This window comes from Lysobacter yangpyeongensis (assembly GCF_042655745.1).
Classification (GTDB): domain Bacteria; phylum Pseudomonadota; class Gammaproteobacteria; order Xanthomonadales; family Xanthomonadaceae; genus Agrilutibacter; species Agrilutibacter yangpyeongensis.
The window spans coordinates 334,956-358,053 of record NZ_JBHSNM010000001.1 but is presented as its reverse complement, the minus strand read 5'-3'; the positions used below and the strand labels follow the sequence as shown (position 1 = coordinate 358,053).

Below are 23,098 nucleotides of genomic sequence, written 5' to 3'. Positions count from 1 at the left end.
CTCCGCTTTCACCGCGGAGCGAACCATGCGCGTGCATTTCCACGGCGCTGCCGGCGAGGTCACCGGCTCGCTGCATGAAGTCGAAGCCGCCGGCCATCGCCTGCTGCTCGACTGCGGCATGATCCAGGGCAGTCCGGAAGCCGAACGCCGCAACTTCGATCCGTTTCCTTTCGAACCCTCGCGCCTGGACGCGCTGGTGGCGAGCCACGCGCACATCGATCACATCGGCCGCATTCCCTTGCTGGTGAAGCGCGGCTTCGCCGGCCCGATCTTCGTGCAGGAAGCGACCGCGGACCTGATGCCGATCATGTTGCTCGACGCGGCCTCGATCGCGGAAAACGACGCGGAGCGCGCCAATCGCCACCGTCGCCCCGGCGAGCCACCCGCTCAACCGCTGTACACGCGCGCCGATGCCGAAGCCGCGATGCGGCAGGTGCGGCCCCTGCCCTACGCGCAGCGCACCCAGGTGCTGCCGGGCGTGGAGATCGTGTTGCGCGATGCGGGCCACATCCTCGGCTCGTGCGTCGTCGAAGTGTTCGCGGAAGGCCGCAAGCTGGTGTTTTCCGGCGACCTCGGTCCGAAGGGCACGCCGATCCTGCGCGATCCGGCGACCATCGATCGCGCCGACCTCGTGCTCATGGAATCCACCTACGGCGACCGCCTGCATCGCGATCGCGATGCGACGATCGCAGAGCTCGGCGACGTGTTCGGACACGCCTGGCGCGAAGGCGGCAACGTGCTGATTCCCGCGTTCGCCGTGGGCCGCAGCCAGGAACTGCTGTACTGGTTCGCGCGGCACTGGAACGACTGGAACCTGTCGCGCTGGAAGATCTTCCTCGACAGCCCGATGGCCGCGAAGGTGGTGCAGGTCTACGACCGCAACCACGATCTGTTCGACGAGGATGCGCGTCGCGTGTGGGCGGCGCAGCCGAGCCCGTTCCGGCTGCCCAACCTGCGCCTGGCCGCGACGCCGCAGGATTCGATGGCGATCAACCACGTCGACCGCGGCGCGATAGTGATCGCCGGCAGCGGCATGGCCAACGCGGGGCGCATCCTCCATCACCTGCGCCATCGCCTGGGCAATCCGCGTACGCACGTGGTGTTCGTCGGCTACCAGGCCGAGGGCACGCTGGGCCGCCGGCTGGTCGACGGCGCGCGCTGGGTGCGCATCCACGGCCGCGACGTGCGCGCCAATGCGCAGCGCCACACGATCGGCGGGCTGTCCGCGCACACCGACCAGCGCGGCCTGATCGAGTGGTATGGCCAGATCGCCGATCATCCGCCGCTGGTGCTGGTGCATGGCGAGGACAAGGCGCGCGAGGCGCTCGCCGGCGAGATCGGCGAACGCTTCGGCACCAGCGCGGTGCTGGCACGGCCGGGACTGATCCTGGACGTCTGACGACGCGCACTGTCGCCCCGTCACCGCGATGTTCACGCCGACCTAATCAGCCGTGGGCAGACTGACGGCCGACAGCTGCGGGAGGGCGCATGCATCCGAAGGAACGGCGCAGCAACAAGCCGATACCGCTGGATCCCGAAGTCCTGAGCGAAGGGCTCAACGACGCCCAGCTGCGGACACTGTCCACGCTTCGCCACTTCCACTGGACGCTGCGCTTCGTGCGCCGGCCGATGTTCCGCGATCCCGTGCCGGTGCTGTTCGACCGCAGCAACAACCGCTATGTGGTGATCGAACCCGACGGCTCGGTCAACGAGCATCCCGACATCACGTTACGCGACGAGAATCCGTAGACCGCCCCGCTTCACTGGCCGGCAGCAGTCGCATCCGGCAATTCGAACAGCCACCGCACCGCGCGCGGAAACTCGGCGCGCCACGCGACCTCGTTGTGCTCGCCTTCCGGCACCACATGCACGGCCACGGCGCTTTCCCCATTGGGCTGCGCGCGCAGGATCGTGGCCATTCTTTGCAGCAGCGGGACCGCTTCATCGCCCTCGCGACCGCCCATGTGGAGGTAGACGCGCGTCCCGGACGGCAGCGGCGTGCGCTGCGCATTCGCGAAAGGTTCTTCGGATACCCAGTACGACGGCGAGAACACGCCCGCCTTGCCGAACACCTGCGGATAGCGATGGACGGCATAGTCGGCCGCCAGCCCGCCGAACGAGCTGCCCAGGATCGCGGTGTGGTCGCGATCGGGCAGCGTGCGGTAGTTGGCATCGACGTAGGGCTTGACCACTTCCACCACGTCCGCGATGAAGGCGGCACCGGCATTGGGCAGGAAGCGCACGTTCCAGTACGGGATGAGTTCGTTCGCGCGCAGGTCGCCGCCGTGATCGATGCCGACCACGATCGCGGGAAAGCCCTCGCGTGCGAGCGCGTCCATCGTTTCGTCCACGCCCCACTCGCCCGCATAGCTGGTGGCTTCGTCGAACAGGTTCTGCCCGTCGAACATGTACAGCACCGGATAGCGCCGCGTGCCGTGGCCGTAGTCCGGCGGCAGGTACACGCGCAACCTGCGTGCGAATCCGAGGTGCGGCATGCGCAGCGGCGGAACGAGGATGCGCACGGTCGGACCGGCGGTATGCGGACGTTCGCCCACTTCCGCGGCCGCGGCGAGGGGGACGCACAGCAGCAGGAGGGCCAGGGCGCGCAGCAGCATGGGGGATTTCGTTCTGCAATCGACGCGCCACAATGCCGTGCCGGGCACCGGGGCACCCGTCCCATCCGTCACGGAGGCACGCTCGATTTTCGGACAGATGCGGGTTCCGGCCCGCGCGCGCTAGCCCTTGCGCAGCGTCCGTCCGAACAGCGCCAGCATGCGCTTCCACGCCTCGCGCGCGGCCGCTTCGTCGTAACGCGGCGTGGTGTCGTTGTTGAAGCCGTGCTGCGTGCCGGGCGGCTGGTACAGCGTGTAGCGCACGCCCGCCTGCTTCAGCGCCGCCTCGTACGCAGGCCATCCGGCGTTGACGCGGTCGTCGTTCGCGGCGAGCACGATCAGCATCTCGGCCTTGATCTTCGGCACGTCCTCCACCGGCGGGGCACTGCCGTAGAACGGCGCGGCCGCGCGCAGTCCCGGCAGTTGCGTCGCCAGGAAATTCGCCATGCCGCCGCCGTAGCAGAAACCGACCACCCCCATGCGGCCGTTGCCGCCGTCGATGTGCTCCAGCATCCGCGCCGCGGCCAGGAAATCCTGCCGTGTTTTCGCCTGGTCGAGTTTCGCGAATTCGGCGCGCGCCTTGTCCTCGTCGCCCGGATAGCCGCCGAGCGGAAACAGCGCGTCCGGCGCGAGGGCGATGTAGCCCTCCAGCGCGAGGCGCCGAGCGATGTCCTCGATATGCGGATTCAGCCCGCGGTTCTCGTGCACCACCAGCACTACCGGTAACGGCCCACGCTTCTCCGCCGGCCGGACCAGGTAACCGCGCGCCTTGCCGTAGCCCTCCGGCGAAGGAAATTCGATGTAGCGCATCGAGAGCCGCGCGTCGTCCGGTTTCACCTGCTGCGCAGCCGCGAACTGCGGGCTCAGGGCGGCCAGCAGGCCCGCGGCCGTGGTCGCGCCGACGGCGAAGCGCGCGGCGCCGGCGAGAAAGCCGCGCCGGTCGATGATGCCGTGCACGTACTGGTCGAACAGGCGCAGCACTTCCGGATCGAAATCGCTGGCCTTGCGGCGGGGTGGAACGGACATGGCAGCCTCGTCTGGCAGGGACGTCCGCCGACCATAACCCAGCCCGCGTCAGGCGCCGATGCGCACGGGCCGCGGCCCGGGACGGTGTGCCGCCGGTCACGGCATCGCCATGCGGTTCAGCCCGCGACGTGCACTCGCAGGTAGGCTTGGCGCCTCCTCACCCACCGACAACCACCATGCTTCGAACGCTCCTCGCCGCCAGCCTCCTGCTCGCCTGCTCCGCTCCCGCCTTCGCCAGCAGCTTCGCCGGCACCACCGGCGGTGCCAGTTCCGCCGGCAGTTCCGCTTCCTCGGACAGTTCGTCCGGCAACGACAAGGTCGTGCTGCAGGCACGCGACGACGCCGCCAGTTTCGTCGCCAGCGAAGGCCGCATCCGCGGCGCGCAGCTCGAAGCCGCACTGCGCCACCTGCGCGAACGCAACGCCGACGCACGCCGTGCCAGCGACATGGAACTGGCGCAGGCGATCCTCGCGCTGTGACAGCGCGCATCGGACGCGCGTGTTTCGCGCGCGCTGATCCCGGCACCGTGAACTGCCCGTCGTGAAACCGCGGCCGCACCGCTGCCGCATCGCCTGGCTGCTCTTCCTGCTGCTCGCCTGCGCCCTGCCGGCGCAGGCGCTGCAGTTCGACGCGGACGAATCCGGACTCACCCGCGAGGAAGCCGAGGCCTCGCGGGCGTTGCTCGCTGCGACGGTGCAACGCCTGCCTGCTCGCTGGACGCAGGCGCTGGATCGCGTCCGCGTCGAATGGCGCGACGACCTGCCCGCGCACGTGCACGGCCGCGCCATCGGCAGGCGCATTCTGCTGCGTCGCGCTTTGCTCGAAGCGGGTCGGACCGGGTTCAGCGGCGAGGACGCCGCATCGCGCGCCGCGTTCGCCGCCGTCATCCACGAACTCGCCCACCTCTACGACCGTGCGCCGCACGGCCGGCTGTCGCGCGATCCGCGCCTGCTCGACCTGGCGGGGTGGCAACGCGCCGCCTTGCGACCTGGCCGCACCCGCAACGCATTCACCGATCGCAGTCCCGACGCGTACGAACTGACGAGTCCCGCGGAATTCGTCGCGGTCAATCTCGAACATTTCCTGCTCGATGCGGACTACGCCTGTCGTCGTCCGGCGCTGGCGCGCTATTTCGCCGCGCGTTTGGACACGGTGCCCGACATGTCTCCATGCGCGCGCGAACTGCCGTTCGTGCAGGCCGACGGTACCGACGCCGATCCCTTGCTGCAGCTGGATCCCGGGCGCGTCTACGCGGTGGATTACCTGCTCGCCGAAGGCAACGAGCAGGCGATGAGCCGCTGGGGCCACAGCATGCTGCGCCTGGTGGTCTGCGCGCCGGGACGCCCGCGCGGACCCGACTGCCGGCTCGACCTCGCCTACCACCGCGTGCTCTCGTTCCGCGCCTTCGTCGACGACGTGCAGATCTCAGGCTGGCGCGGCCTGGCCGGCTCGTATCCGTCGCGTCTGTTCCTGCTGCCGCTCGACCAGGTCATCGACGAATACAACCGCATCGAGTTGCGTGGATTGCAGTCGTTGCCGCTGCGTCTGCAGCCGGACGAAATCGCCACGCTGCTCGAACGCGCCGCGCAGCTGCACTGGAGCTACGACGGTCGCTACTGGTTCGTGAGCAACAACTGCGCGGTGGAGACATGGCGACTACTGCACGACGGCGTGCCGCGGCTGGCCCGCGAGCGGCTGTCGGCCATCACCCCGACCGGTCTGCTGCGACGACTCGTCCGCGCGGGCATCGCCGACACCTCGGTACTCGACGATCGCGCCGAGGCCGCGCGCCTGGGTTACTACTTCGAATCCGCGGCTTCGCGTTACCAGGCGATGTTCGACATCGCCCGCACGGCGCTCGGGCTGTCGCAGACTAACGTGCACGCGTGGCTGGACCTGCCGCCACGGCAACGCGCGCCCGTGATCGCACACGCCGACATGCGCAGCAGCGCCGCCCTGCTGCTTCTGGAACAGGCGGCGCTGCGCCGCGAGGAATTGCGCGCCCGCGATGAGCTCAAGCATCGCCTGCTGGGCCGTGGCGCGCGCGATGACGCCGGTCGGCAGGCGCGATCGGCGACGCAGGACCTCCTCGCACTGGAGAATCTCCTCAGCCGCCCCGCCCTGCTGCTGCCGGATGGCTACGGCCTTCCGCAGCGCGACGAACTGGATGCCGTCTCGCGCCGCAGCGGCGACCTGGCCGCGCAATCGAAGCAGGAGCGCGAGGCCCTGTTCGCGCAGGCGCGCCGCTGGCTGCCGCCGCAAACGCAGGCAATGCTCGCCGATACCGAAGCGAACCTCCGCCAGCTCGGCGATCGTCTGCGCCAGTTGCATCGGGAACAGGGCGGCGTGGGGTTGCCATAGCGAATCAGGGACCGAGGGCGAGCGTAGCGAGTTGCTCCCCTTCTTTTCGAGGCAAGAGCAAAGGCAGCTCGCTACGCTCGCCGCCCCTCATCTGCCCTCCGGGCATCTTCTCCCCGCAAGCGGGGAGAAGAAGAAACAAAGGCTTCCGCCCGGCTCGCCGATCCGGATGATTCCCTTCTCCCCGCACGCGGGGAGAAGAAGCAACACGTTCTCCCCATCCCGCATCGCCCGGCCAGACGCAACGCGACGGCGTAGCAAGCGCCTACTGCGCGTAATAGTTCGTTCCGACCGTAGCCACGCTGTCCGTGGTGATCTCCAGATGCCAGGTCGTCTTCGGATTGGTGGTCACGCTGGTGCCCGTCACCGTGATCGGCGTGGTGGTCGTATTGGTCACGCCGAAGTAGAGCGTCTTGTTGTTGCGGAACGTGTTCCCGTCGACGCCGTAACCGGTCGTCGCAACGCGCAGGCCGACGCCGTACAGGCGGTTGTGCGCCAGCGTGTTGTTGGCGATCGTGCCGTCGACCGCGCCGATCGCCAGCACGCCATAGCCCTGGTTGAACTCGATCCGGCAGTCGCGCACGGTGACGTCGTGGACTTCCTTGTAGATCTGGATGCCGTTGCCGGCGTTGTCGTGGATCCAGCAGTTCTGGATCAGCACGCCGTCGGTGAGCGAGGTGCCGATGGGATCGGGCTCGATGTCGATGCCGCAGCCTGGCTTGATCCCGCCGGTGTAGCAGAACTGCGAATCGTGCACGCGCACGTCGCGGGTGCGGCCGATGGTCAGGCCCTGGCGACGGTTGTTGCTGCACACGACGTTCGCGACCGCCACGTCCTCGCTGAGCACGGTGGTCGAGCCGTCGGCTGCGCCGATCGAAAGCCCGTCGCCCCAGCCATCGGCCATGCGCATGTCGCGCACGGTGACGCGCTTGCAGCCGCGCACCATCACGCAATGACCCCATTCGCCGGTGCTGCCCAGATGGTTGTTGCGCTCGCCGATGACCTGGCCGCCGGAGATCTCGACGTCGTTCACCTTGTAGGCATTGACCACGTAGTAACGATCGGCCGCGTTGGATCTGGCCACGAGTTTGGCCTCGTGGTCCAGCTGCAGGTGCATGAGGCTGCGCAGGCGCACGCTCTTTTCCGCATCGATCAGATAGACGCCGGGAGGAACGACGACGGTGCCACCGGTGGACGGCAGCGCATCGATCGCGCGCTGGATCGCGGCGGTGTCGTCGTGGATGCCATCGCCGTATGCGCCGTAGTTGCGCACGTCCAGCACCGCGCTGCCGCGGGCGCGGCTCGGCGGCACGTAGACGGTCGCCTGCGACGGCTCCGCCACGCGCACCGCCGGCAGCGGCTTGCTGCTGCGCATCTCGCGGGCGATCGCCGGCAGTGCCATGCCGCCCGCGGCCAGGAGCGCGAGGGTCGAGGACTGGCGCAGGAAGCGGCGGCGCGCCCGGTCGGCTGCGTCGGCATGGCGCGCGGAATGGTCGTTGTTCACTGGGATTCCCTGGAGGCCAGCGCCACCGACCTCACGGCCTGGCGCCACGGGCGCAAATGTAGGAATCGCGTGAAAAAAATCAGCGACCGGTTGCCCGTTCCGGCGGGCCGGCCGGCCCGGGCAAAAATGGCGTCCGCGGGCGGCCTCCTGAACCGCAAAAACCGCGGCTCGAACGCTGAATTCTTCAGGACGTTCAGGCGTTCATCAGGCCGCGGCTGCGGCCCGATGCCGGCCTTCGCTGGCCACTGCGCGCCGGCCCCATCCCCGTCTGCAGTTCCCCCCAACCTGAACCCGGACGCTCCCGATATTTGCTTTATCGCTCCGCTGCCACTAACGTGCGCGGGCTGAGTTCGCCAAGGGTCACCGTGAATCGTGGCCCGATGCTGTAGATCCACTACATCGTTGCACCCCGCTTCCTCCTTGCAACCAGCTGCCCGCCGCCATCGCGGCCTCCATCCGTTCCAAGGAAAATCAACGATGTCCAACCGTGAAACCGGTACCGTGAAGTGGTTCAACGACGCCAAGGGCTTTGGCTTCATCAGCCGTGAAAACGGCGAAGATGTGTTCGTGCACTTCCGCGCGATCCAGACCCAGGGCTTCAAGAGCCTGCAGGAAGGCCAGAAGGTCACCTTCGTCGTCGCCCAGGGCCAGAAGGGCCTGCAGGCCGACCAGGTCCAGCCGCTCTGAGCCTTGCCACGACGCCTCCGGGCGTCGGCAATGAAGAAATGGAAAGCCCGGCGCAAGCCGGGCTTTCTTTTTTGCACGGAGCCATCGCGCATCCGGGCCTTCCGGAAGACGGCCGCCGCGGATGTCGTACGGGTTCGAGGCGACAGAGTGTGATTTCGTACTCAAGTCCGGCGCTGCGCGGCCGCTATCGGGACCATGACGCCCACGGATGCCATCGGCGAGCCTGTTGGCGAGCTTGATCACGACAGATGCCTGGTGCACGGCACCGGGGAAATCCGCAAGTACCTGCAGCGCCTGTTCGATGCGCGCTGCATCCTGTCGGGACAGGCCGACGGCACGACGGCCTCGCAGGTCACTGCCCTGCTCCATGTCGGCGATGCGTCGCTGCTGATCGACGTCCCGCGCGGGAAGGAAACCCTGCGCCAGTGGCTGGAGAGTCCGCGGCTGCGCTTCGAAAGCAGCCTGGAACGGATCAGCGTGGGTTTCGCGACCGGGCCCGTGTGGCTCGACCAGCACGAGGGCCAGCCCGCACTGGGCCTGCCATTGCCGACGCGCCTGCATTACCGGCAACGCCGCGAATACCTGCGGGTCGCACCGCCCATGGGCGCGCTGCGCTGCCATTTGCCGCTGCGCCAGGACGACGAGACGACCTGGGTCGATGCGGCGATCGGCGATATCGGCGGCGGCGGCCTCGCCCTGCTGATGCGCGCCGATGCGATGCCGCTGGCGGTGGGCGACGTGCTCGAGGGCTGCCAGGTCCACCTGCCCCAGTGCGAGCCGGTCGCGATCGACCTCGTCGTCCGCCATGTCGTCGCCCGCTGCGGGCACGGACCGCCGGTCGTGCAGGCGGGCTGCGAATTCGTCGACCTGCCCCGGGCGCTGCAGGACCGCCTGTTCCGCTACCTCATGCAGCTCGACCGCGAACGTGTGTCGCGGCGACGCACTTGGGAGTGAAGCCCGGACAACGCGTAGCGGACAGCGTGCAGGTTCGCGGACAAGAGAAGACCCGCTTGGGCGGGCCTTCTGCACTGCGTCGCGAGTGGCGCTGCGTCCGCCTCACCACACCTCGCAGCGATCGGCCTCGGCACGCACCATCGGCGCATCGGCCTTGCACTGGAACGCCGCGCGGAACTCCGGCAGGTTCGACACCGGTCCGTTGACGCGATACTTCGCGACCGGGTGCGGGTCGCCCTGGACCATCGTGCGCTGCGTCTCCAGGCGGGTCTCGTCGCCGCGCCACTGGCCCCACGAGAGGAAGAACTGCTGCTCCGGCGTGAAGCCGTCGATCGTCGGTTCCGGACCCTTGCCTTCGCGCGACTTGAGGTAGGCGCGGTAGGCGATCTTCGCGCCGGCGAGATCGCCGATGGATTCGCCCAGCACCAGCTTGCCGTTGTGGTGCACGCCCGGCTCGATGAAGTAGCCCTCGAACTGCTTCACCACGCACTGGCCCTTGGCCTGGAACTGCGCGTTGTCCTTCGGCGTCCACCAGTTGGCGAGCCGGCCCTGCGCGTCGAACTGCGCGCCCTGGTCGTCGAAGCCGTGGCTGATCTCGTGCCCGATCACCACGCCGATCGCGCCGTAATTCACCGCGTCGGTCGCGTTCACGTCGAACGCCGGCGGCTGCAGGATGCCGGCCGGGAACACGATCTCGTTCTGCAGCGGGTTGTAATACGCGTTCGATGTGGGCGGCGTCATGCCCCAGCGGCTGCGATCGGTGGGCTTGCCCACCTGGCCGCGGTTGTCGGCGGTGTTCCAGCGCGAGGCCGAAACGAGGTTGTCCCACGCCGACTCGCGCGACACCACGACACCCTTGTAGTCCTTGAACTTGTCCGGATAGCCCAGCTTCGGGAAGAAGGTGGAGCGCTTCTCCAGCGCCTTCTTCTTGGTTTCCTCGTCCATCCAGTCCAGGCCGCGGATCACGTCGTCCATCGCCAGCAGGATGTTCTTCACCATCTCCTGCATCTTCGCCTTGGCTTCGGGCGGGAAGTACTTCTCGACGTACTTCTGGCCCAGCGCTTCGCCCAGTTGCTGGTCGGTGAGTTCGGCGCAGCGCTTCCAGCGGGGCTTGATCTCGGTGGCGCCGGTGAGGAACTTGCCGTTGAAGGCGAAGTTCTCCTCGACGAAGGGCGTGGACAGCGCGTCCGCCGCGACGTTGAGCAACTGCCATTGCAGGTAGGTCTTCCACTGCGGCAGTGGCGTGGTGGCCAGTTCCTTTTCGACCTGTTGCAGGAACCTGGGCTGGGTCACGTTGACGGCGTCGTGCGGCATGCCGGCGTCGTCGAAGTACTTCGCCCAATCAAAATCGGGGGCGATCTTCGACAGGTCGGCGAAGGCGGTGAGGTGGTCCTGCAACTGGGGATCGCGCAGCTGCACGTTGTCGAACGAGGCCTCGGCCAGGCGCTTCTCGAATGCGAAGACGGTGTCGGCGTTCTGCCTGGCCTGCGCCGCCGGGGTGCCGGCGAGTTCGAACATCTTCGCCACGTGTTCCAGGTACTTCGCGCGCGCGTCGACGAAGCGCTGTTCGGGCTTGAGGTAGTAGTCGCGGTCCGGCATGCCCAGGCCACCGGCGTAGATGTGCGCGATGGTCTTCGAGGGTTCGTGCAGGTCTTCGGTGGCGTAGACGATGAAGGGCACCGCGACGCCGATATCGTGCAACTTGCCGATCACGCGCTGCAGGTCCGCCTTGTTCCTGATGGCGCCGATTTCGTCCAGCCAGGGTTGCACCGGCTTGCTGCCCAGCGCATCGATGCGCGACTCGTCCATGCACGCGGCATAGAAGTCGCCCGCCAGCTGGCCCGAACTGCCCTTGGGCCAGTCGGTGCGCGCCGAAAGCTCGGTGAGGATGTCGCGCACGTGTTCCTTGTTGACCTCGCCCGACTCCCAGCGGCGGCTCCAGCGGTCCATGTAGTCCGGAATCGGGTTCTGCTGCCGCCACGCGCCATTGGCGTAGTCGAAGAAGTCATTGCAGGCATCGCCGCTGCGGTTGATGTCCTCGGTGTGGATCCCGTGCAGCGCGCCGGCGGACGCGGTGGTGGCTGCGAGCAGCATGGCTAGCGAAAATGGGGTCCTGCGCACGGTGACGTCTCCTTGGTGATGGTCCGGGTGAGAGTGCGAACGATGGTGCGATGCGGTGCGGATGAGAGGCGCGGTCGCGTCGACCAGCGGTGGCGGGAACGATCGTGGCGGCACTATCGATCGCCACCGGACGGAAGACCCGTCCCAGAAGTCCTGCATGAATGGAGATCCAACCGACGCAGCATCGCACGCGGCGTCGGCCCGGGCCTTCGCGGATCGGGCCTGTGCGGATTCAGAAGAACAGCCGCACGCCCAGCTGCACCTGCGTGTCGACCTGGCGCGCACCGAGCCCGGCGCGGCTCCGCTGGTTGCGGGTGCTGTCGATGCGCAGCACTTCGCCGGTCACGCGCACGCGCTCCGCGGGGCGCCAGTTCAAGGCCAGGGTGACAGCGTTGCCGTGCTCGTCCAGCGGCGGCGACCGCAGCTGCGGGGTTTGCCGGGCCTGGAACAGATCGACGCGCATGGCGGGGCGCCAGGCGCCGTGCTCGCGCGCCAGCATCAGGTAACCGGCATTGAAGTCGGTCGCCAGCACGATCCGCCCCGGCATGGGCGAGAAAGTGGTGGTGCCGTGCATGGCCTGGCCGAGCAATGCCCACTCGCCGAAGCGCTGCTCCGCGCCCAGGTTCCAGAACCAGGTGCGCCATGCGAAGAGCCTGCGTCCGGCATAGCGCACGGAATAATCGAGTTCGGTCTGGTTGTCGTAGTACAGCGCGGAGAAGCGGCGCTGCGAGGAAGGCTCCCAACCCACCGCGGCATAGAAGCCCGGCCTGTCGTCCATTTCCACGAACGGGCGAAAGCGCATTGGCACCGGCGCGCGTGCGACGGGAGCGTAGACGTCGGGCTGGCGCAGGCTCGTGTCGAAGCCTGCCACGACGTCGCCCATCGCCCAGCCTCGCGAACTCAGCAGCTCGCCGGCCGGATCGTTGCGGAAGAACATCGCCGCGCGTGCATCCAGCGTGCCGCGCCGGCCGCGGTATTCCACGTGCAGTTCGGTGCCGAAGATCCGCAGTTCCTCGCCCACCCACGTGTTGAGCGCGGACGGTGTCAGCGTGCGCGTGGTGCTCCAGCCGACGCCGTCGTGCTCCAGCGAGATCGGCGGAAAGAACGCACCGGCCTTGAGCGCCCATCGCCACGGCGTGATCGAGACCGGGCGATAGCGCAGGTAAGCCTCGAGCACGTCGACGGAATGACGCAATTCGGGCTGGTACTGCACGGTGGCGGTCGCGAGCAGCGCGGGCGTCGCCTGGAATGCCGCGGTGATCGCGGCGCCACCCGATGCGGCATCGTCGTCGCCGCCGAACCGTGTCTTGCCCAGTCCGCCGTCGAGCCAGCTGTCCTCGTGCGCGGGAGCGGCCGCCCGCAGGTCGAGGTAGCCATCCAGGCTCAGCGATTGCGCGCATGCATCCAGCGCGGCCAGGGACAGGGCCACCGTCGCCAGGGTTGCGGTCGTCCGTGCCATCAGTGCTCCAGTGCCGCCGCCTGCGGCCAGTGTGCGTCGAGCAGGTATCCGAAGCTGTCCACCGGCATGGGCTCGGCAATCAGGTAGCCCTGCGCATGGTCGCAGCCGATGTTGCGCAGGCACGCGAGGGCTTCCGCGTCGTCGACGCCTTCGGCGGTGACGCGATAGCCGAGGCGATGGCCGAGTTCGACGATGGAACCGACGATGAGGCGGTCTTCGCGCACGCGCGCGAGCTGGGTGACGAAGGTCTTGTCGATCTTGAGTTCGCGCACCGGCAGGCGCCGCAGGTAGGCGAACGACGACTGGCCGACACCGAAGTCGTCGATGGCGAGATCGATGCCCGCATCGGCCAGGCGCCGCAGTACCGAGATCGCCGCTTCGGGCTTGCCCATGATCGCGCTCTCGGTGATCTCCAGCGCGATCTGCTCGGGTGCGACGCCGTAGGTGTCGAGCAGGCCGATGATGCGGCGTGGCAGCTCGGCATCGTCGAGGTCACGCGCGGACACGTTGATGGAGACGCGGATCGCGTGGCCTTCGGCCTTCCAGCGTGCGGCCTGCGCGACGCCGGCGGCCAGCGCCCAACGCGTCACGCGGCGGATGTTGCCGGTTTCCTCGGCGAGCGCGATGAAGGCGTCGGGGGCCACCGGCCCGGCCACGGGATGGCGCCAGCGGATCAGGCCTTCGGCGCTGTCGATGCGGCCTTCCTGCAGGTTCAGCTTGGCCTGGTAATGCAGCTGCATGCCGTCGTGCTCGAGCGCATGGCGCAGGTCGCCCATCAGCGACAGGCGTTCGGGGCGGTGCGGATCGGTGGCGGCATCGTAGACGACGATCGGATCGTCGCCGCGCAACGCGCCGATCATCGCGACCTCCGCGCGACGCAGCAGCGCGCCGGCATCGGTGCCGTGCTCGGGCGCGAGCGCGATGCCGACCGCGGGCGCGAAATCGAGCGTGAGATCGGCTTCGCGATACGGTTCGCCCAGCACTTCGACGATGTGCCCGGCCACCACCTGTGCTCCGGACAGCGTGGCGTCGGGCAGGAAGATCGACAGCTGCGTGTCGGTCGCACGCGCGATCAGGCCGGTGCCGGCGGAATCCTGCAACCGCGCGCCGGCCGCGACCATCAGCCGGTCCGAGACCACGTGGCCCAGCGTCTTGATGATCTCGGGCAGGCGCCCGAGTCCCAGCATCAGCAACGCCGCCGACGCCTGCGGACGCGCCGCGAGCGCGTGCTGGATCGCGATTTCGGCATGGGCGCGATTGGGCAGGCCCGTCACCAGATCATGCCCGGCCTGGTGCAGGATGCGCGCTTCGCGTTCGCGGATCGCATCGGTCATGTTGGCGAACGCGCTGGCGAGCTGGCCCAGTTCGTCGTTGCGTCGGGGCGCATCGGGCGCGCTGTAATCGCCGGAGGCGATGCGCCGCGCGTGCGCGGCCAGTGCCTCGACCGGTCGCGACACGCTGCGCGCGATGAGCCACGCGCAAACGAGGCCGATGATCAGGCCCAGTGCCAGCAGTCCCGCCCACGCAGCGGCAACCGGGCGGTAAGGCCGCAGCGCGTCGTCCACGGAGAAACCGAGCACCGCCGCGATGCGCGCGCTCTGCCGCGAACCGCCCAGCCACACGGCCTGCGAAACGAACTGACGCCCGCCGATATCCACGACAGCGGGACGGATTGGCAACGGGCCACGAGCGGCGAGCGGGACGGCCAGTTCGCCATGCTCGCTGCCGCGCGCGAGCACGGTGACGCCGCCGCCGGCGTGCATCGCCACCAGCTCGATGCCCTTGGGCAGCGCCGACTGCTGTTGCAACCGGATCAGCACGCGATCGTCCACGGGAATGGCCGCGCCGATGTATCCGACGAGATCGGGCGCGAACACGGGCACCACCACCATCCAGTAGGCGCGCCCCTGCCACGCCACCGTCGCGACCGTCGGATCCTGCAAGGCGCGATCGACGAGGTCGGGATACGGGAACGGCGCACCCTTGCGCAACTGCTGCGCGGTATCGGCTTCCACGCTCCCGTCGACGCCTACCAGCAGCATCTGCGCGGCGCCGACACGACGGCCGTGGTTGCGCAGTGCGGAAACGACCGTCGCTTCATCGCCCTGCGCCACGGCCGAGCGCAGCGCGAAATCCTGCGCGAGCACCTTCACGCTCGCTGCGGCGCGCTCGGACATGTCCTGGAACTGATGCGCGAACGATTGCGAGGCGCCCTGCAACTGGCGCTGGCCTTCGCCGATGAGTTCATGCCGCGTGACCTGGTAGACCAGCACGCCGGTGAGCACCTGCACCAGCACGAGCGCCACGACGAAGAAGGAAGCCAGGCGGAAGCGGAAGCCCATGGCGTCGGCTCGCCGTCAGTACCGCGTGTGCTCGCGGTCGAACTGCAGGCGCGAGTCGGGCAGCAGGGACAGGGAGAAGTCCAGGCGGCGATGCTCGTCGGTGCGCAGATTGAGGTCCGATTGCACCAGGTCCGGCCGCTTGGGCGGCAAGCGCGGCTGCCAGACGCGCACGTCGAATGCGCCGGCCGGCAGATCGCGGAACGCGACCACGCCGCCGCCATCGGTGCGCGCGATCCACGGCGCATCGGAGATGTACAGGTAATTGATCATCCCGTCGTGGATGTTGCAGCCGACCGCGATCACGCCGGATCGCTCGAGTTTCAGCGGCTCGGAGCGCGCGCCCGGAGCGAGCACGAATTCGAACGCCTTGATCGGCGAGAACGAATACACGTGGTGCCGGGTGCGGTCGCTGTTGCGGTACACGACCTCGTCGCCGGGGCGGAAGACTTCGACGTAAGGCGTGAAGGCGAGCGACTTCTGGTCGATCACGCGGGTGGACGGAGCACGCGCGGGCAGACGGCGTGATTCGTTCGGCGCTTCGTTGCGCACGACGACCGTCACCACCGCATCGGCGACGGGAGCGCCGTGGCGATCGACGACACGCACTTCGAGTTCCGCCGCCGACAGATCGGCAACGCATAGCAGTGCGACCAGGCCGAACAGACTTCCCTGCTTCCGCATGCCCTCCCCCGAGACGCCTGACGGAAGGACCGGATCGGTCCGAATGGGGCCGAGCGTACCACCGGCGATGCGAAGTGCATTCGCAGGCGTGGCGATGCGGGGGATGGAAGGCGCGGGTTCGTGAGCATGCGGTTGCAATGCACCGCTGGGGGCAATTCGCGACGCGGCAGTTCCCTGATCGCGGATGACACGGTGGTGCGGGCAGGCAAGCGCCTTGGCGTCGGTGGCCGGCGTCCGGTGCGCGCGGCACCGGCGACCGCGCGCACGCTGCGGTTGTCGGGACTGAGCACACCGGGAGGGGTGCCTTTTGGCCTATTTTTATCGAAAAACGATATGTTTATTATCGTTCCACGATACCAACAGGGCCTACCCCGCCATGAACCGAACCTCCGCCCGCGCCCTCACTGCCGCCCGCCCGGTCATCCGCGTCCTGACCGTCCTCAACATCCTCTACGGGCTGGGCATCGTCGCGTTGCTCGTGGCCAGCTTCTTCACCGAGGGCTGGCCGATGCGTCCCCTCGGCATCCAGCTCGCCAGCCACCCGTGGGCGGCTGCCGGCCTGCGCACCATCATGGTCATCGGCGTGCTCGGCGCGGGCATCGTGCACACGATCCTGCAGCGCCTGCTCGCGATCGTGGACACGGTCCGCGATGGCGACCCCTTCATCCTCGACAACGCGCAGCGCCTCCATGCGATCGCCTGGCGCCTGGTGGCGCTGGAAGTACTGCGGGTGCTCGTGCTCGCAATTGCGTCCGCGGCCTGGGAGTCCGGCCGGCTGGGCGAGTACAGCTTCACGCCGTGGCTCGCCGTGCTGTTGCTGTTCGTCCTGTCGGGCGTGTTCGCGCATGGAGCACGCATGCGCGCCGATCTCGAAGGGACGGTGTGAGATGGCCATCGTCGTACGCCTGGACGACCTGCTGCACGCGCGGCGGATGACGCTCACCGAACTTGCCGCGCGCGTCGACATCACCCTGGCCAACCTGTCGATCCTGAAGACCGGGAAGGCCAAGGCAATCCGCTTTTCCACGCTCGAGGCCATCTGCCTTGCGCTCGAGTGCCAGCCGGGCGATCTGCTCGCCTTCGATCCCACCCTGCCTTCCAGCGAGGACTAAGCCATGCCCGACGCATCCCGCCATCCGCTGATCCGCTTCTTCGCACCCGATCCGCGTCACGAAGGCGTCCGCCCCATCCAGCTCTGGGGCCTGCGCCTGTTCTATCTGCTGATGCTGGTGTTCGTCGCGCCCACGGCGTGGCAGGTGCTGCTGTCCCACGAGGGTCCGTGGGAGCCGCTGCGCGCGATGGCGTGGACGGTGTGGGCGACCTATCCCGCGCTCGCGCTGTTCGGACTGTTCCGGCCGCTGCGCTGGCTGCCGCTGATGTTCTTCACGATCGGCTACAAGGCCATCTGGCTCGGCTTCGTCGCGTATCCGCTGTGGCAAGCCGATACCCTGTGGGGCACGCCGACCGGTGAAGTGGCCGCTGCGTTCCTCGCCGTGCCGCTGCTGGCGGCCGTGGTGCCGTGGGGTTATGCGTGGCGCACCTATTTCGGCTGGTCGCGTCGCAACGCCGGGGCACCGGTGACGGCCCAGGCAATGCCTGGCTAGTCAGCCATTGGCTGCCGCTGTTGATTCCAGTTGTTGATTCCAGCTGCTTGTTTCCAGCCGCCCGCGCCTATTCGATTGCGGAAGCCTGACGCACCGGTGCGCGCTTCGTCGCCGGTGCGTCGCTCTCCGGCTGCAACAGGTGCTGTTCCCACGCTGCAAGCACGCGCACGTACTGCTCCATCAGCCGGGCGTCGTCGAGGTGCAGTCCGGCGCGATGGCCCCGACTGACGGTGGCGATACGGTCGAGCCGGGCAAGCACTTCGCGATAGCGCGGGTCGTACGTCTGGCTGATTCCCATGGCATCCCTCCTGTTCGTACGCAAACCTAAACAGGTCGGCCGTCAAGAAGATGCATAGCCGCAGACGTACAGTTCACGCACGTGCTGCTCGTTCACGCTGCAGGCACGCGCGGAGCGCCTACCCTGCCTCCACCGCCGTCATCGGGCAGGCACACCATGCTCCAGACCGCGACCGTCCTCTTCGCCATCGCCGCGCTCGGCGGCCTGCTGATGGCGGGCATCCGCTTCACCACCCGGCACAATCCGCCCGCATGGCTGGCGATGCTGCATGGATTGCTTGCCGCTTCAGGCCTGACCTTGCTCGCCTATGCGATTTGCACGATGCCGGTGTCGTCGCTTGCGTTGCCGGCCCTTGTGCTGTTCCTGCTGGCGGCCGCGGGCGGCGCCGTGATGAGCCTCGCCTACAAGTGGAAGCAACGCCTGTTGCCGGCATGGCTGGTGATCGCCCACGCCACGCTGGCAGTGATCGCGTTCGTGCTGCTGGTACTGGCCGCGTTCGGCCAGGGCTGAGTTCTTCGCAGCAGCTGCTGGTGAATCCCAACCGCTAGCGCACACGATCGCTCGCGACGAAGCGGCGCGTCCTCCACGCCACACTGAACTCGCCGACGGCCGGCACGATGCAGAGGACGACCGGCGGCAGCAGCGCCACTGCCCAGGCGGCGAACGGCAACGCCGGTGCGCGCAGGCGCAACTCCCAGTCGCCGTCGATTGCCGCAGGCCAGCTGGAGACCACCACCCACACGAGCGCCACGATCGGTGCCATGTCCAGCACGCTGTGCACGTGCTGTTCGACCGGGAGGATGACGCGCCGCCGAGCGAAGGCGATCCGCGTGTCGATGTATCCCACTACCGCGTGCGCGATCACCAGCGCGAACATCAGCATCACCGTCAATGCCGTGATGTCGAAAACCAGCCAGGCGACGACCGCAGCGCCCAGCAACGCGAGCTCGACGAGATGCGTCGTCGATTCGGCGACACCGGAGGTATGCGGCAGATCCGTGCGCCAGTGGCACAGGAAGTCGGCCGTTCCGGCCAGCAGCCAGACGAGGTACCCGATGCAGGCCAGCCAGAGTTCGGTGCTCATCGCCGCGCTCACTCGTGGCCTCAGCGCACCGGCGTCATGCGCCATACCGTGTTCGACAGATCATCGGCGACGATGAGCGCACCGCGCGGATCCACGCTCACGCCCACGGGACGTCCGCGCGTGCGTCCGTCCTTGCCGCGGAATCCGGTCACCACGTCCACCGGCGGCCCGGCCGGCCGCCCATTGCGGAATGGCACGAACACCACCTTGTAGCCGACCGGATCGCTGCGGTTCCAGCTGCCATGCTCGCCGACGAAAACCCCGTCGGCGAACCGCGCACCCATGGCGGGAACGGAGAACGCGACACCGAGCGCCGCGACATGCGATCCCAGGCTGTAGTCCGGACGGATGGCCGCGGCGACCTTGTCCGGATCCGGCGGACGCACGCGCGGATCCACATGCTGGCCCCAGTAGCTGTAAGGCCAGCCGTAAAAGCCGCCATCGCGCACCGAAGTGAGGTAATCGGGCACCAGGTTCGGACCGAGTTCGTCGCGTTCGTTCACCACCGCCCACAGGCGACCGCTTCCGGGCTGCACGGCGAGCGCCGTGGGATTGCGCAGGCCAGTCGCATACGGTCGGTGGGCGCCGGTCGCCGGATCGACTTCCCACACCATCGCGCGGTCCACTTCGGCCGTCATGCCGCGCTCGGTGATGTTGCTGTTGGAACCGATGCCCACGTACAGCAGGCGCCCGTCCGCACTGGCCGCCAGCGATTTGGTCCAGTGGTGGTTGATCGCCGACGGCAGATCCGTGACCTTCACCGGCGCGCCGACGGCGCGCGCCTGTCCGTCGTGATAGTCGAACTGCACCAGCGCGTCCTGGTTGGCCACGTACAGATGCCGGCCCACCAGGGCGAGGCCATAGGGTGCATTGAGACCCGTGGCGAAGACCGACTTGAGTTCGTAGCGGCCATCGCCGTCGGCATCGCGCAACAGCGTCAGCCGGTTGCCGCCCTGCACCGGCGTCGTGCCCTGGGCCTTGATGCGGCCGGCGATGATGTCCTTCGGACGCAGCTTCGGCGCATTGCCGCCCCGCCCTTCCGCTATCAGGATGTCGCCGTTGGGCAGCACCAGCGTCTGCCGCGGAATCGCCAGCCCGTTCGCGATCGCGGTGATCGCGTAACCGGATGGCACGAGCGGCTGTTGCTTGCCCCAGGGCGCGGGATCGGCGATTTCCATGCGGGGCACCAGCGACTCCTGCTGCTGGGGTAGCGCGGGGTTCGCACCGTATTGCGATGGATCGGGATCCTGGCCGCTGCACGACGCGAGCGCAGCAGCCAGCGTGGCGACGATCGCGTTCTGTCGCTTCATGGCGGGCCTCCCGCACGCAGTCCGGCGAAACCGATCCATGCGGCAATGCCGGCCAGTACAAGGACGACAACGGACAGCGTCAGGCCCGCCGGCATGCTTGCCCACGCATCGCGCGCATGGATGAACGCGTCGATGACGCCGAGCACGCAGCAGGCCAGCAGGACGAGGAAACCCGCCAGGGCGCCCGCACTTCGCCACGGTGGACGCAGCAGCGCCGCGAATCCGCAGGCGAGCGCCGCCACCGCGAATACGAGGCCGCCGACGATCAGCCATGAAGCGAAGTTGATCCACTGCACCTCGTAGCTCTTCGCATAGGCAATATCGCCGAGCGTGGCGCCCAGGAACGCCGGCACGCTCGCAGCAAGCAGGAACGCATGGGCCGGATGCGTCGATCCGTAAGGCCGTCGCTCGGCAAGGCTGGACACGATCGCACCTCCCGTGGGGCAGGTCTCAGGCAGCGTCGTTGCGAACGTCGCGCAGCGCGTCCGCGGAGTTGCGGATGTTCTAGACCACCTCCCGTACAGGCCTTGTGTTTGGCGGTTGCGTACGGGTGCGGTGTCAGCTGCGCCCGACTGCGCAGACGTCGACCATCAGCTTGCGCAGCCAGCGATGCGCCGGATCGGCATCCATGCGCGGATGCCAGAACAGCGAAATCGTGAACGCCGGAACCGGCATGGGCAGCGCGAAGCGATGCAGGCCGTGCCACAGACGGCGCGTGTGCTGCTCGGGCACCGTGGCGATCAGGTCGGATTCGCCCGCCAGTGCGATCGCGGGTGCGAAGCCGCCGACCGTCACCGCGCCGCGACGCATCAGGCCGAGGGTTTGGAGCGCCGCATCCACGGCGCCCATTTCCAGCCCGCGTCGCGAGATCAGCACATGCGTGCCGGCGGCGTAGCGTTGCGGCGTGACCCGGCCGCGGCTCAACGGGTGGCCCTTGCGCACGATGCCGACGAAGCGATCGCGGAACAGGCCCTGCGTGCGCACCTCGGGCCCCATCGCCTTGCCGATGGTTCCCGTCTCCAGATCCACCGTTCCCTCACGCAGGGGCGTGCTGTCCTTGTCGGGCTTTGGCACGAACCACAACCGCACGCCCGGCGCTTCGGCAGCGATGCGCGCCAGCAGCGCCGGACCGAAGGTTTCGACGAAGCCTTCGCTGCTGCGGATGGTGAAGCTGCGTTCCAGCGTCGCGAGGTCGAATTTCATCGCCGGGCGCAACACGGCTTCGGCTTCGCCCACGACCTGGCGAACGCGATCGCGCAGTTCGAGCGCGCGCGGCGTCGGCACCAGCCCGCGCCCGGCGCGCACGAGCAGCGGATCGCCGGTTTCCTCACGCAGTCGCGCCAGCGCACGGCTCATGGCGGACGCGCTCAGCTGCAGACGCTTGGCCGCGCCGACCACGCTGCCCTCCTGCAACAGCACGTCGAGCGTCACCAGCAGGTTGAGGTCGGGCATCGCCATGCGGGAGAAGTACCACGAATCGCGCCAGACATGGCGTTTCGTGCACGAATACTTTGCGATCCGTGCGCCTTCCGCCATGGCTGATGCGCTCCTACGCTGGCTCCGTACCGCGCTGCACGGCCATTGCATCCGCCCGGACCGCAGCGCTCCAGCTTGTCGGAGGTCCCGCGTCGTGTCCCGTCCCGCTGCAACCGATCCCACGATCCCCGTCCCCTCCGCGGCTGCGTTGGGCCTGGCGGGACTCGCCCTCACGATGCTGCTCTCGTCGCTCGGCACGAGCATCGCGAACGTCGCCCTGCCGACCCTGATGCGGGATCTCCACGCATCGTTCCAGGCCGTGCAGTGGGTGGTGCTGGCCTATCTGCTGGCGGTCACCACGCTCATCGTCAGCGTCGGCCGGCTGGGCGACGTCGTCGGGCGACGCCGCCTGATGCTCGCGGGGATCGGCCTGTTCACCGCGGCCTCGATCGCTTGCGGCTCGGCCTCGGGGCTGGGAATGCTGGTCGCCGCTCGCGCGGCCCAGGGGTTGGGCGCGGCGGTGATGATGACGCTGACCATGGCCCTGGTGGGCGATGCCGTTCCCGCCTCCCGCGCAGGCAGCGCGATGGGGTTCCTCGGCACCACCTCCGCCATTGGCACGGCGCTGGGCCCGTCGCTGGGCGGCCTGCTGATCGCGAGCTTCGGCTGGCGCTCCATCTTCCTGGTCAATCTGCCGCTCGGTGTCGCGGCCCTGCTACTCGTCTACCGCTGCCTGCCGGCGGATCGCGCGGCGACCGCGCGTCCGTCCTTCGACCTGCCCGGCTCGGCACTGCTCGTGTTGACGCTCGCAGCGTACGCCCTCTCGATGACGCTCGGCCGCGGACGCTTCGATGCAACGAACGGCGCGCTGTTGCTCGTCGCGCTGGGTGGTGCGGTGCTGTTCGTCCCGGTCGAATCGCGCATGCGCGCTCCGCTGGTGCGCCCGGGACTGTTCCGCGACCGCGTGCTCGGCACGGGCTTCGCCATGAGCAGCCTGGTCACCACGGTCGCGATGACCACGCTGGTCGTCGGCCCCTTCTATTTATCGGGCGCGTTGCGGCTGGAATCGGCCGGAGTCGGCCTCGTCATGACTGCGGGACCGCTCGTCGCAGCCGTGGCGGGTGTGCCGGCGGGCCGCTGCGTGGATCGCTTCGGCACGCACCGCACGACGATCGCCGGACTCGCCGTGATGGCGTTGGGCGCAAGCGCGCTGGCGTTCGTGTCGCCCTCGACCGGCATCGTCGGCTACGTCGTGCCACTGGTGTCGGTGACCGCCGGATTCGCGATCTTCCAGGCCGCCAACAACACGGCCGTGATGACGGGTGTCGACGCCGGCCAGCGCGGCGTCGTGTCGGGACTGCTCAACCTGTCGCGCAATCTCGGCCTGATCACCGGCGCTTCGATGATGGGCGCGATCTTCGCGTCCGCTTCCGGAACGCGGGACATCGCGACCGCCGGCGTCGCCGCGGTGGTGTCCGGAACGCATGCCGCATTCGCCGTCGCCGCGCTCTTCGTCGCTGTCGCACTGCTCCTTGCCGCCGGCCGCAAGCGCCGCGCGCCGGCTCCCTCGCCACGTTCGTGA

Annotated in this window: 23 protein-coding genes; 11 read left to right on the top strand and 12 right to left on the bottom strand. The window is 68.4% G+C overall.

Features of this window, described 5'->3' with window-relative positions:
- Positions 1–25: 25 nt before the first annotated feature.
- Both ACFPN1_RS01620 and ACFPN1_RS01615 read left to right on the top strand, forming a co-directional pair.
- The gene (locus ACFPN1_RS01620) at positions 26–1,399 is read left to right on the top strand and encodes an MBL fold metallo-hydrolase RNA specificity domain-containing protein (protein ID WP_386752422.1); all 1,374 of its coding nucleotides are present in this window, start codon (positions 26–28) and stop codon (positions 1,397–1,399) included.
- An 89-nt stretch (positions 1,400–1,488) separates the two neighbouring features.
- Positions 1,489–1,749, top strand: coding sequence for a hypothetical protein (locus tag ACFPN1_RS01615; protein WP_386752420.1), 261 nt, complete (start codon positions 1,489–1,491; stop codon positions 1,747–1,749).
- Between the two features lie 11 nt (positions 1,750–1,760).
- On the opposite strand, the gene ACFPN1_RS01610 is transcribed toward ACFPN1_RS01615, so the two are convergent.
- Together ACFPN1_RS01610 and ACFPN1_RS01605 are read right to left on the bottom strand one after the other, a co-directional pair.
- A complete protein-coding gene (locus tag ACFPN1_RS01610; RefSeq protein ID WP_386752419.1) occupies positions 1,761–2,615 on the bottom strand; it encodes an alpha/beta hydrolase in 855 nt (284 codons plus the stop codon).
- A 120-nt stretch (positions 2,616–2,735) separates the two neighbouring features.
- Positions 2,736–3,638: a dienelactone hydrolase family protein gene (locus ACFPN1_RS01605; RefSeq protein ID WP_386752417.1), complete on the bottom strand. Its 903-nt coding sequence runs from the start codon at positions 3,636–3,638 to the stop codon at positions 2,736–2,738.
- Between the two features lie 176 nt (positions 3,639–3,814).
- Between ACFPN1_RS01605 and ACFPN1_RS01600 the strand changes: the two genes are divergently transcribed.
- Together ACFPN1_RS01600 and ACFPN1_RS01595 are read left to right on the top strand one after the other, a co-directional pair.
- Entirely contained in the window at positions 3,815–4,117 is a 303-nt protein-coding gene (locus tag ACFPN1_RS01600; protein WP_386752415.1) for a DUF2388 domain-containing protein, read from the top strand.
- A gap of 61 nt (positions 4,118–4,178) precedes the next feature.
- A complete protein-coding gene (locus tag ACFPN1_RS01595; protein ID WP_386752413.1) occupies positions 4,179–5,999 on the top strand; it encodes a DUF7844 domain-containing protein in 1,821 nt (606 codons plus the stop codon).
- Between the two features lie 262 nt (positions 6,000–6,261).
- Here ACFPN1_RS01595 and ACFPN1_RS01590 read toward each other — a convergent pair whose 3' ends face one another.
- A complete protein-coding gene (locus tag ACFPN1_RS01590; protein WP_386752411.1) occupies positions 6,262–7,500 on the bottom strand; it encodes a right-handed parallel beta-helix repeat-containing protein in 1,239 nt (412 codons plus the stop codon).
- Positions 7,501–7,977: 477 nt separating this feature from the next.
- On the opposite strand from ACFPN1_RS01590, the gene ACFPN1_RS01585 reads away from it, so the two are divergent.
- Both ACFPN1_RS01585 and ACFPN1_RS01580 read left to right on the top strand, forming a co-directional pair.
- On the top strand, positions 7,978–8,187 hold the full coding sequence (locus ACFPN1_RS01585) for a cold-shock protein (RefSeq protein ID WP_386752409.1): 210 nt from the start codon (positions 7,978–7,980) through the stop codon (positions 8,185–8,187).
- A gap of 195 nt (positions 8,188–8,382) precedes the next feature.
- Positions 8,383–9,141: a flagellar brake protein gene (locus ACFPN1_RS01580; protein WP_386752407.1), complete on the top strand. Its 759-nt coding sequence runs from the start codon at positions 8,383–8,385 to the stop codon at positions 9,139–9,141.
- Positions 9,142–9,243: 102 nt separating this feature from the next.
- Here ACFPN1_RS01580 and ACFPN1_RS01575 read toward each other — a convergent pair whose 3' ends face one another.
- From ACFPN1_RS01575 to ACFPN1_RS01560, 4 genes are all read right to left on the bottom strand, one after another.
- Positions 9,244–11,262, bottom strand: coding sequence for a M13 family metallopeptidase (locus tag ACFPN1_RS01575; RefSeq protein ID WP_386752406.1), 2,019 nt, complete (start codon positions 11,260–11,262; stop codon positions 9,244–9,246).
- A 232-nt stretch (positions 11,263–11,494) separates the two neighbouring features.
- Entirely contained in the window at positions 11,495–12,721 is a 1,227-nt protein-coding gene (locus ACFPN1_RS01570) for a hypothetical protein (RefSeq protein ID WP_386752404.1), read from the bottom strand.
- The gene (locus tag ACFPN1_RS01565; protein ID WP_386752402.1) at positions 12,721–15,063 is read right to left on the bottom strand and encodes a putative bifunctional diguanylate cyclase/phosphodiesterase; all 2,343 of its coding nucleotides are present in this window, start codon (positions 15,061–15,063) and stop codon (positions 12,721–12,723) included. The genes ACFPN1_RS01570 and ACFPN1_RS01565 overlap by 1 nt, the downstream gene beginning before the upstream one ends.
- A 15-nt stretch (positions 15,064–15,078) precedes the next feature.
- Entirely contained in the window at positions 15,079–15,744 is a 666-nt protein-coding gene (locus tag ACFPN1_RS01560; protein WP_386752401.1) for a carboxypeptidase regulatory-like domain-containing protein, read from the bottom strand.
- Between the two features lie 376 nt (positions 15,745–16,120).
- Here ACFPN1_RS01560 and ACFPN1_RS01555 point away from each other — a divergent pair, with 376 nt between their 5' ends.
- From ACFPN1_RS01555 to ACFPN1_RS01545, 3 genes are read left to right on the top strand one after another with little or no spacing between them, the layout of a single operon-like run.
- Complete coding sequence (locus ACFPN1_RS01555; protein ID WP_386752400.1) at positions 16,121–16,630, top strand: DUF2975 domain-containing protein; 510 nt, start codon at positions 16,121–16,123, stop codon at positions 16,628–16,630.
- 1 nt (position 16,631) lies between these two features.
- Entirely contained in the window at positions 16,632–16,856 is a 225-nt protein-coding gene (locus tag ACFPN1_RS01550; RefSeq protein WP_386752398.1) for a helix-turn-helix domain-containing protein, read from the top strand.
- A 3-nt stretch (positions 16,857–16,859) separates the two neighbouring features.
- A complete protein-coding gene (locus tag ACFPN1_RS01545; protein ID WP_386752396.1) occupies positions 16,860–17,348 on the top strand; it encodes a hypothetical protein in 489 nt (162 codons plus the stop codon).
- 67 nt (positions 17,349–17,415) lie between these two features.
- On the opposite strand, the gene ACFPN1_RS01540 is transcribed toward ACFPN1_RS01545, so the two are convergent.
- Positions 17,416–17,646, bottom strand: a complete 231-nt coding sequence (locus ACFPN1_RS01540; RefSeq protein WP_386752395.1) for a hypothetical protein — start codon at positions 17,644–17,646, stop codon at positions 17,416–17,418.
- Between the two features lie 156 nt (positions 17,647–17,802).
- Between ACFPN1_RS01540 and ACFPN1_RS01535 the strand changes: the two genes are divergently transcribed.
- Positions 17,803–18,156 carry a hypothetical protein gene (locus ACFPN1_RS01535; RefSeq protein WP_386752393.1) on the top strand — a complete coding sequence of 118 codons (354 nt, stop codon included), beginning with the start codon at positions 17,803–17,805 and terminating at the stop codon, positions 18,154–18,156.
- Between the two features lie 34 nt (positions 18,157–18,190).
- On the opposite strand, the gene ACFPN1_RS01530 is transcribed toward ACFPN1_RS01535, so the two are convergent.
- The 4 genes from ACFPN1_RS01530 to ACFPN1_RS01515 all read right to left on the bottom strand — a co-directional run bounded on the left by ACFPN1_RS01530 (position 18,191) and on the right by ACFPN1_RS01515 (position 21,576).
- Positions 18,191–18,730: a hypothetical protein gene (locus tag ACFPN1_RS01530; protein WP_386752391.1), complete on the bottom strand. Its 540-nt coding sequence runs from the start codon at positions 18,728–18,730 to the stop codon at positions 18,191–18,193.
- 20 nt (positions 18,731–18,750) lie between these two features.
- A complete protein-coding gene (locus ACFPN1_RS01525; protein ID WP_386752389.1) occupies positions 18,751–20,040 on the bottom strand; it encodes a PQQ-dependent sugar dehydrogenase in 1,290 nt (429 codons plus the stop codon).
- Positions 20,037–20,465: a DUF2231 domain-containing protein gene (locus ACFPN1_RS01520; protein ID WP_386752388.1), complete on the bottom strand. Its 429-nt coding sequence runs from the start codon at positions 20,463–20,465 to the stop codon at positions 20,037–20,039. The genes ACFPN1_RS01525 and ACFPN1_RS01520 overlap by 4 nt, the downstream gene beginning before the upstream one ends.
- A 133-nt stretch (positions 20,466–20,598) precedes the next feature.
- A complete protein-coding gene (locus ACFPN1_RS01515) occupies positions 20,599–21,576 on the bottom strand; it encodes a LysR family transcriptional regulator (RefSeq protein ID WP_386752387.1) in 978 nt (325 codons plus the stop codon).
- Positions 21,577–21,670: 94 nt separating this feature from the next.
- Between ACFPN1_RS01515 and ACFPN1_RS01510 the strand changes: the two genes are divergently transcribed.
- Positions 21,671–23,098 carry an MFS transporter gene (locus ACFPN1_RS01510; protein ID WP_386752386.1) on the top strand — a complete coding sequence of 476 codons (1,428 nt, stop codon included), beginning with the start codon at positions 21,671–21,673 and terminating at the stop codon, positions 23,096–23,098.

Bases quoted from the DNA above. Each gene is read 5' to 3' on its own strand.
- ACFPN1_RS01620 (WP_386752422.1), top strand. From the start codon at position 26: ATGCGCGTGCATTTCCACGGCGCTGCCGGCGAGGTCACCGGCTCGCTG.
- ACFPN1_RS01610 (WP_386752419.1), bottom strand. From the start codon at position 2,615: ATGCTGCTGCGCGCCCTGGCCCTCCTGCTGCTGTGCGTCCCCCTCGCC.
- ACFPN1_RS01545 (WP_386752396.1), top strand. From the start codon at position 16,860: ATGCCCGACGCATCCCGCCATCCGCTGATCCGCTTCTTCGCACCCGAT.
- ACFPN1_RS01555 (WP_386752400.1), top strand. From the start codon at position 16,121: ATGAACCGAACCTCCGCCCGCGCCCTCACTGCCGCCCGCCCGGTCATC.
- ACFPN1_RS01515 (WP_386752387.1), bottom strand. From the start codon at position 21,576: ATGGCGGAAGGCGCACGGATCGCAAAGTATTCGTGCACGAAACGCCAT.
- ACFPN1_RS01605 (WP_386752417.1), bottom strand. From the start codon at position 3,638: ATGTCCGTTCCACCCCGCCGCAAGGCCAGCGATTTCGATCCGGAAGTG.
- ACFPN1_RS01570 (WP_386752404.1), bottom strand. From the start codon at position 12,721: ATGGCACGGACGACCGCAACCCTGGCGACGGTGGCCCTGTCCCTGGCC.
- ACFPN1_RS01550 (WP_386752398.1), top strand. From the start codon at position 16,632: ATGGCCATCGTCGTACGCCTGGACGACCTGCTGCACGCGCGGCGGATG.
- ACFPN1_RS01615 (WP_386752420.1), top strand. From the start codon at position 1,489: ATGCATCCGAAGGAACGGCGCAGCAACAAGCCGATACCGCTGGATCCC.
- ACFPN1_RS01535 (WP_386752393.1), top strand. From the start codon at position 17,803: ATGCTCCAGACCGCGACCGTCCTCTTCGCCATCGCCGCGCTCGGCGGC.
- ACFPN1_RS01580 (WP_386752407.1), top strand. From the start codon at position 8,383: ATGACGCCCACGGATGCCATCGGCGAGCCTGTTGGCGAGCTTGATCAC.
- ACFPN1_RS01530 (WP_386752391.1), bottom strand. From the start codon at position 18,730: ATGAGCACCGAACTCTGGCTGGCCTGCATCGGGTACCTCGTCTGGCTG.
- ACFPN1_RS01565 (WP_386752402.1), bottom strand. From the start codon at position 15,063: ATGGGCTTCCGCTTCCGCCTGGCTTCCTTCTTCGTCGTGGCGCTCGTG.
- ACFPN1_RS01525 (WP_386752389.1), bottom strand. From the start codon at position 20,040: ATGAAGCGACAGAACGCGATCGTCGCCACGCTGGCTGCTGCGCTCGCG.
- ACFPN1_RS01585 (WP_386752409.1), top strand. From the start codon at position 7,978: ATGTCCAACCGTGAAACCGGTACCGTGAAGTGGTTCAACGACGCCAAG.
- ACFPN1_RS01600 (WP_386752415.1), top strand. From the start codon at position 3,815: ATGCTTCGAACGCTCCTCGCCGCCAGCCTCCTGCTCGCCTGCTCCGCT.
- ACFPN1_RS01560 (WP_386752401.1), bottom strand. From the start codon at position 15,744: ATGCGGAAGCAGGGAAGTCTGTTCGGCCTGGTCGCACTGCTATGCGTT.
- ACFPN1_RS01540 (WP_386752395.1), bottom strand. From the start codon at position 17,646: ATGGGAATCAGCCAGACGTACGACCCGCGCTATCGCGAAGTGCTTGCC.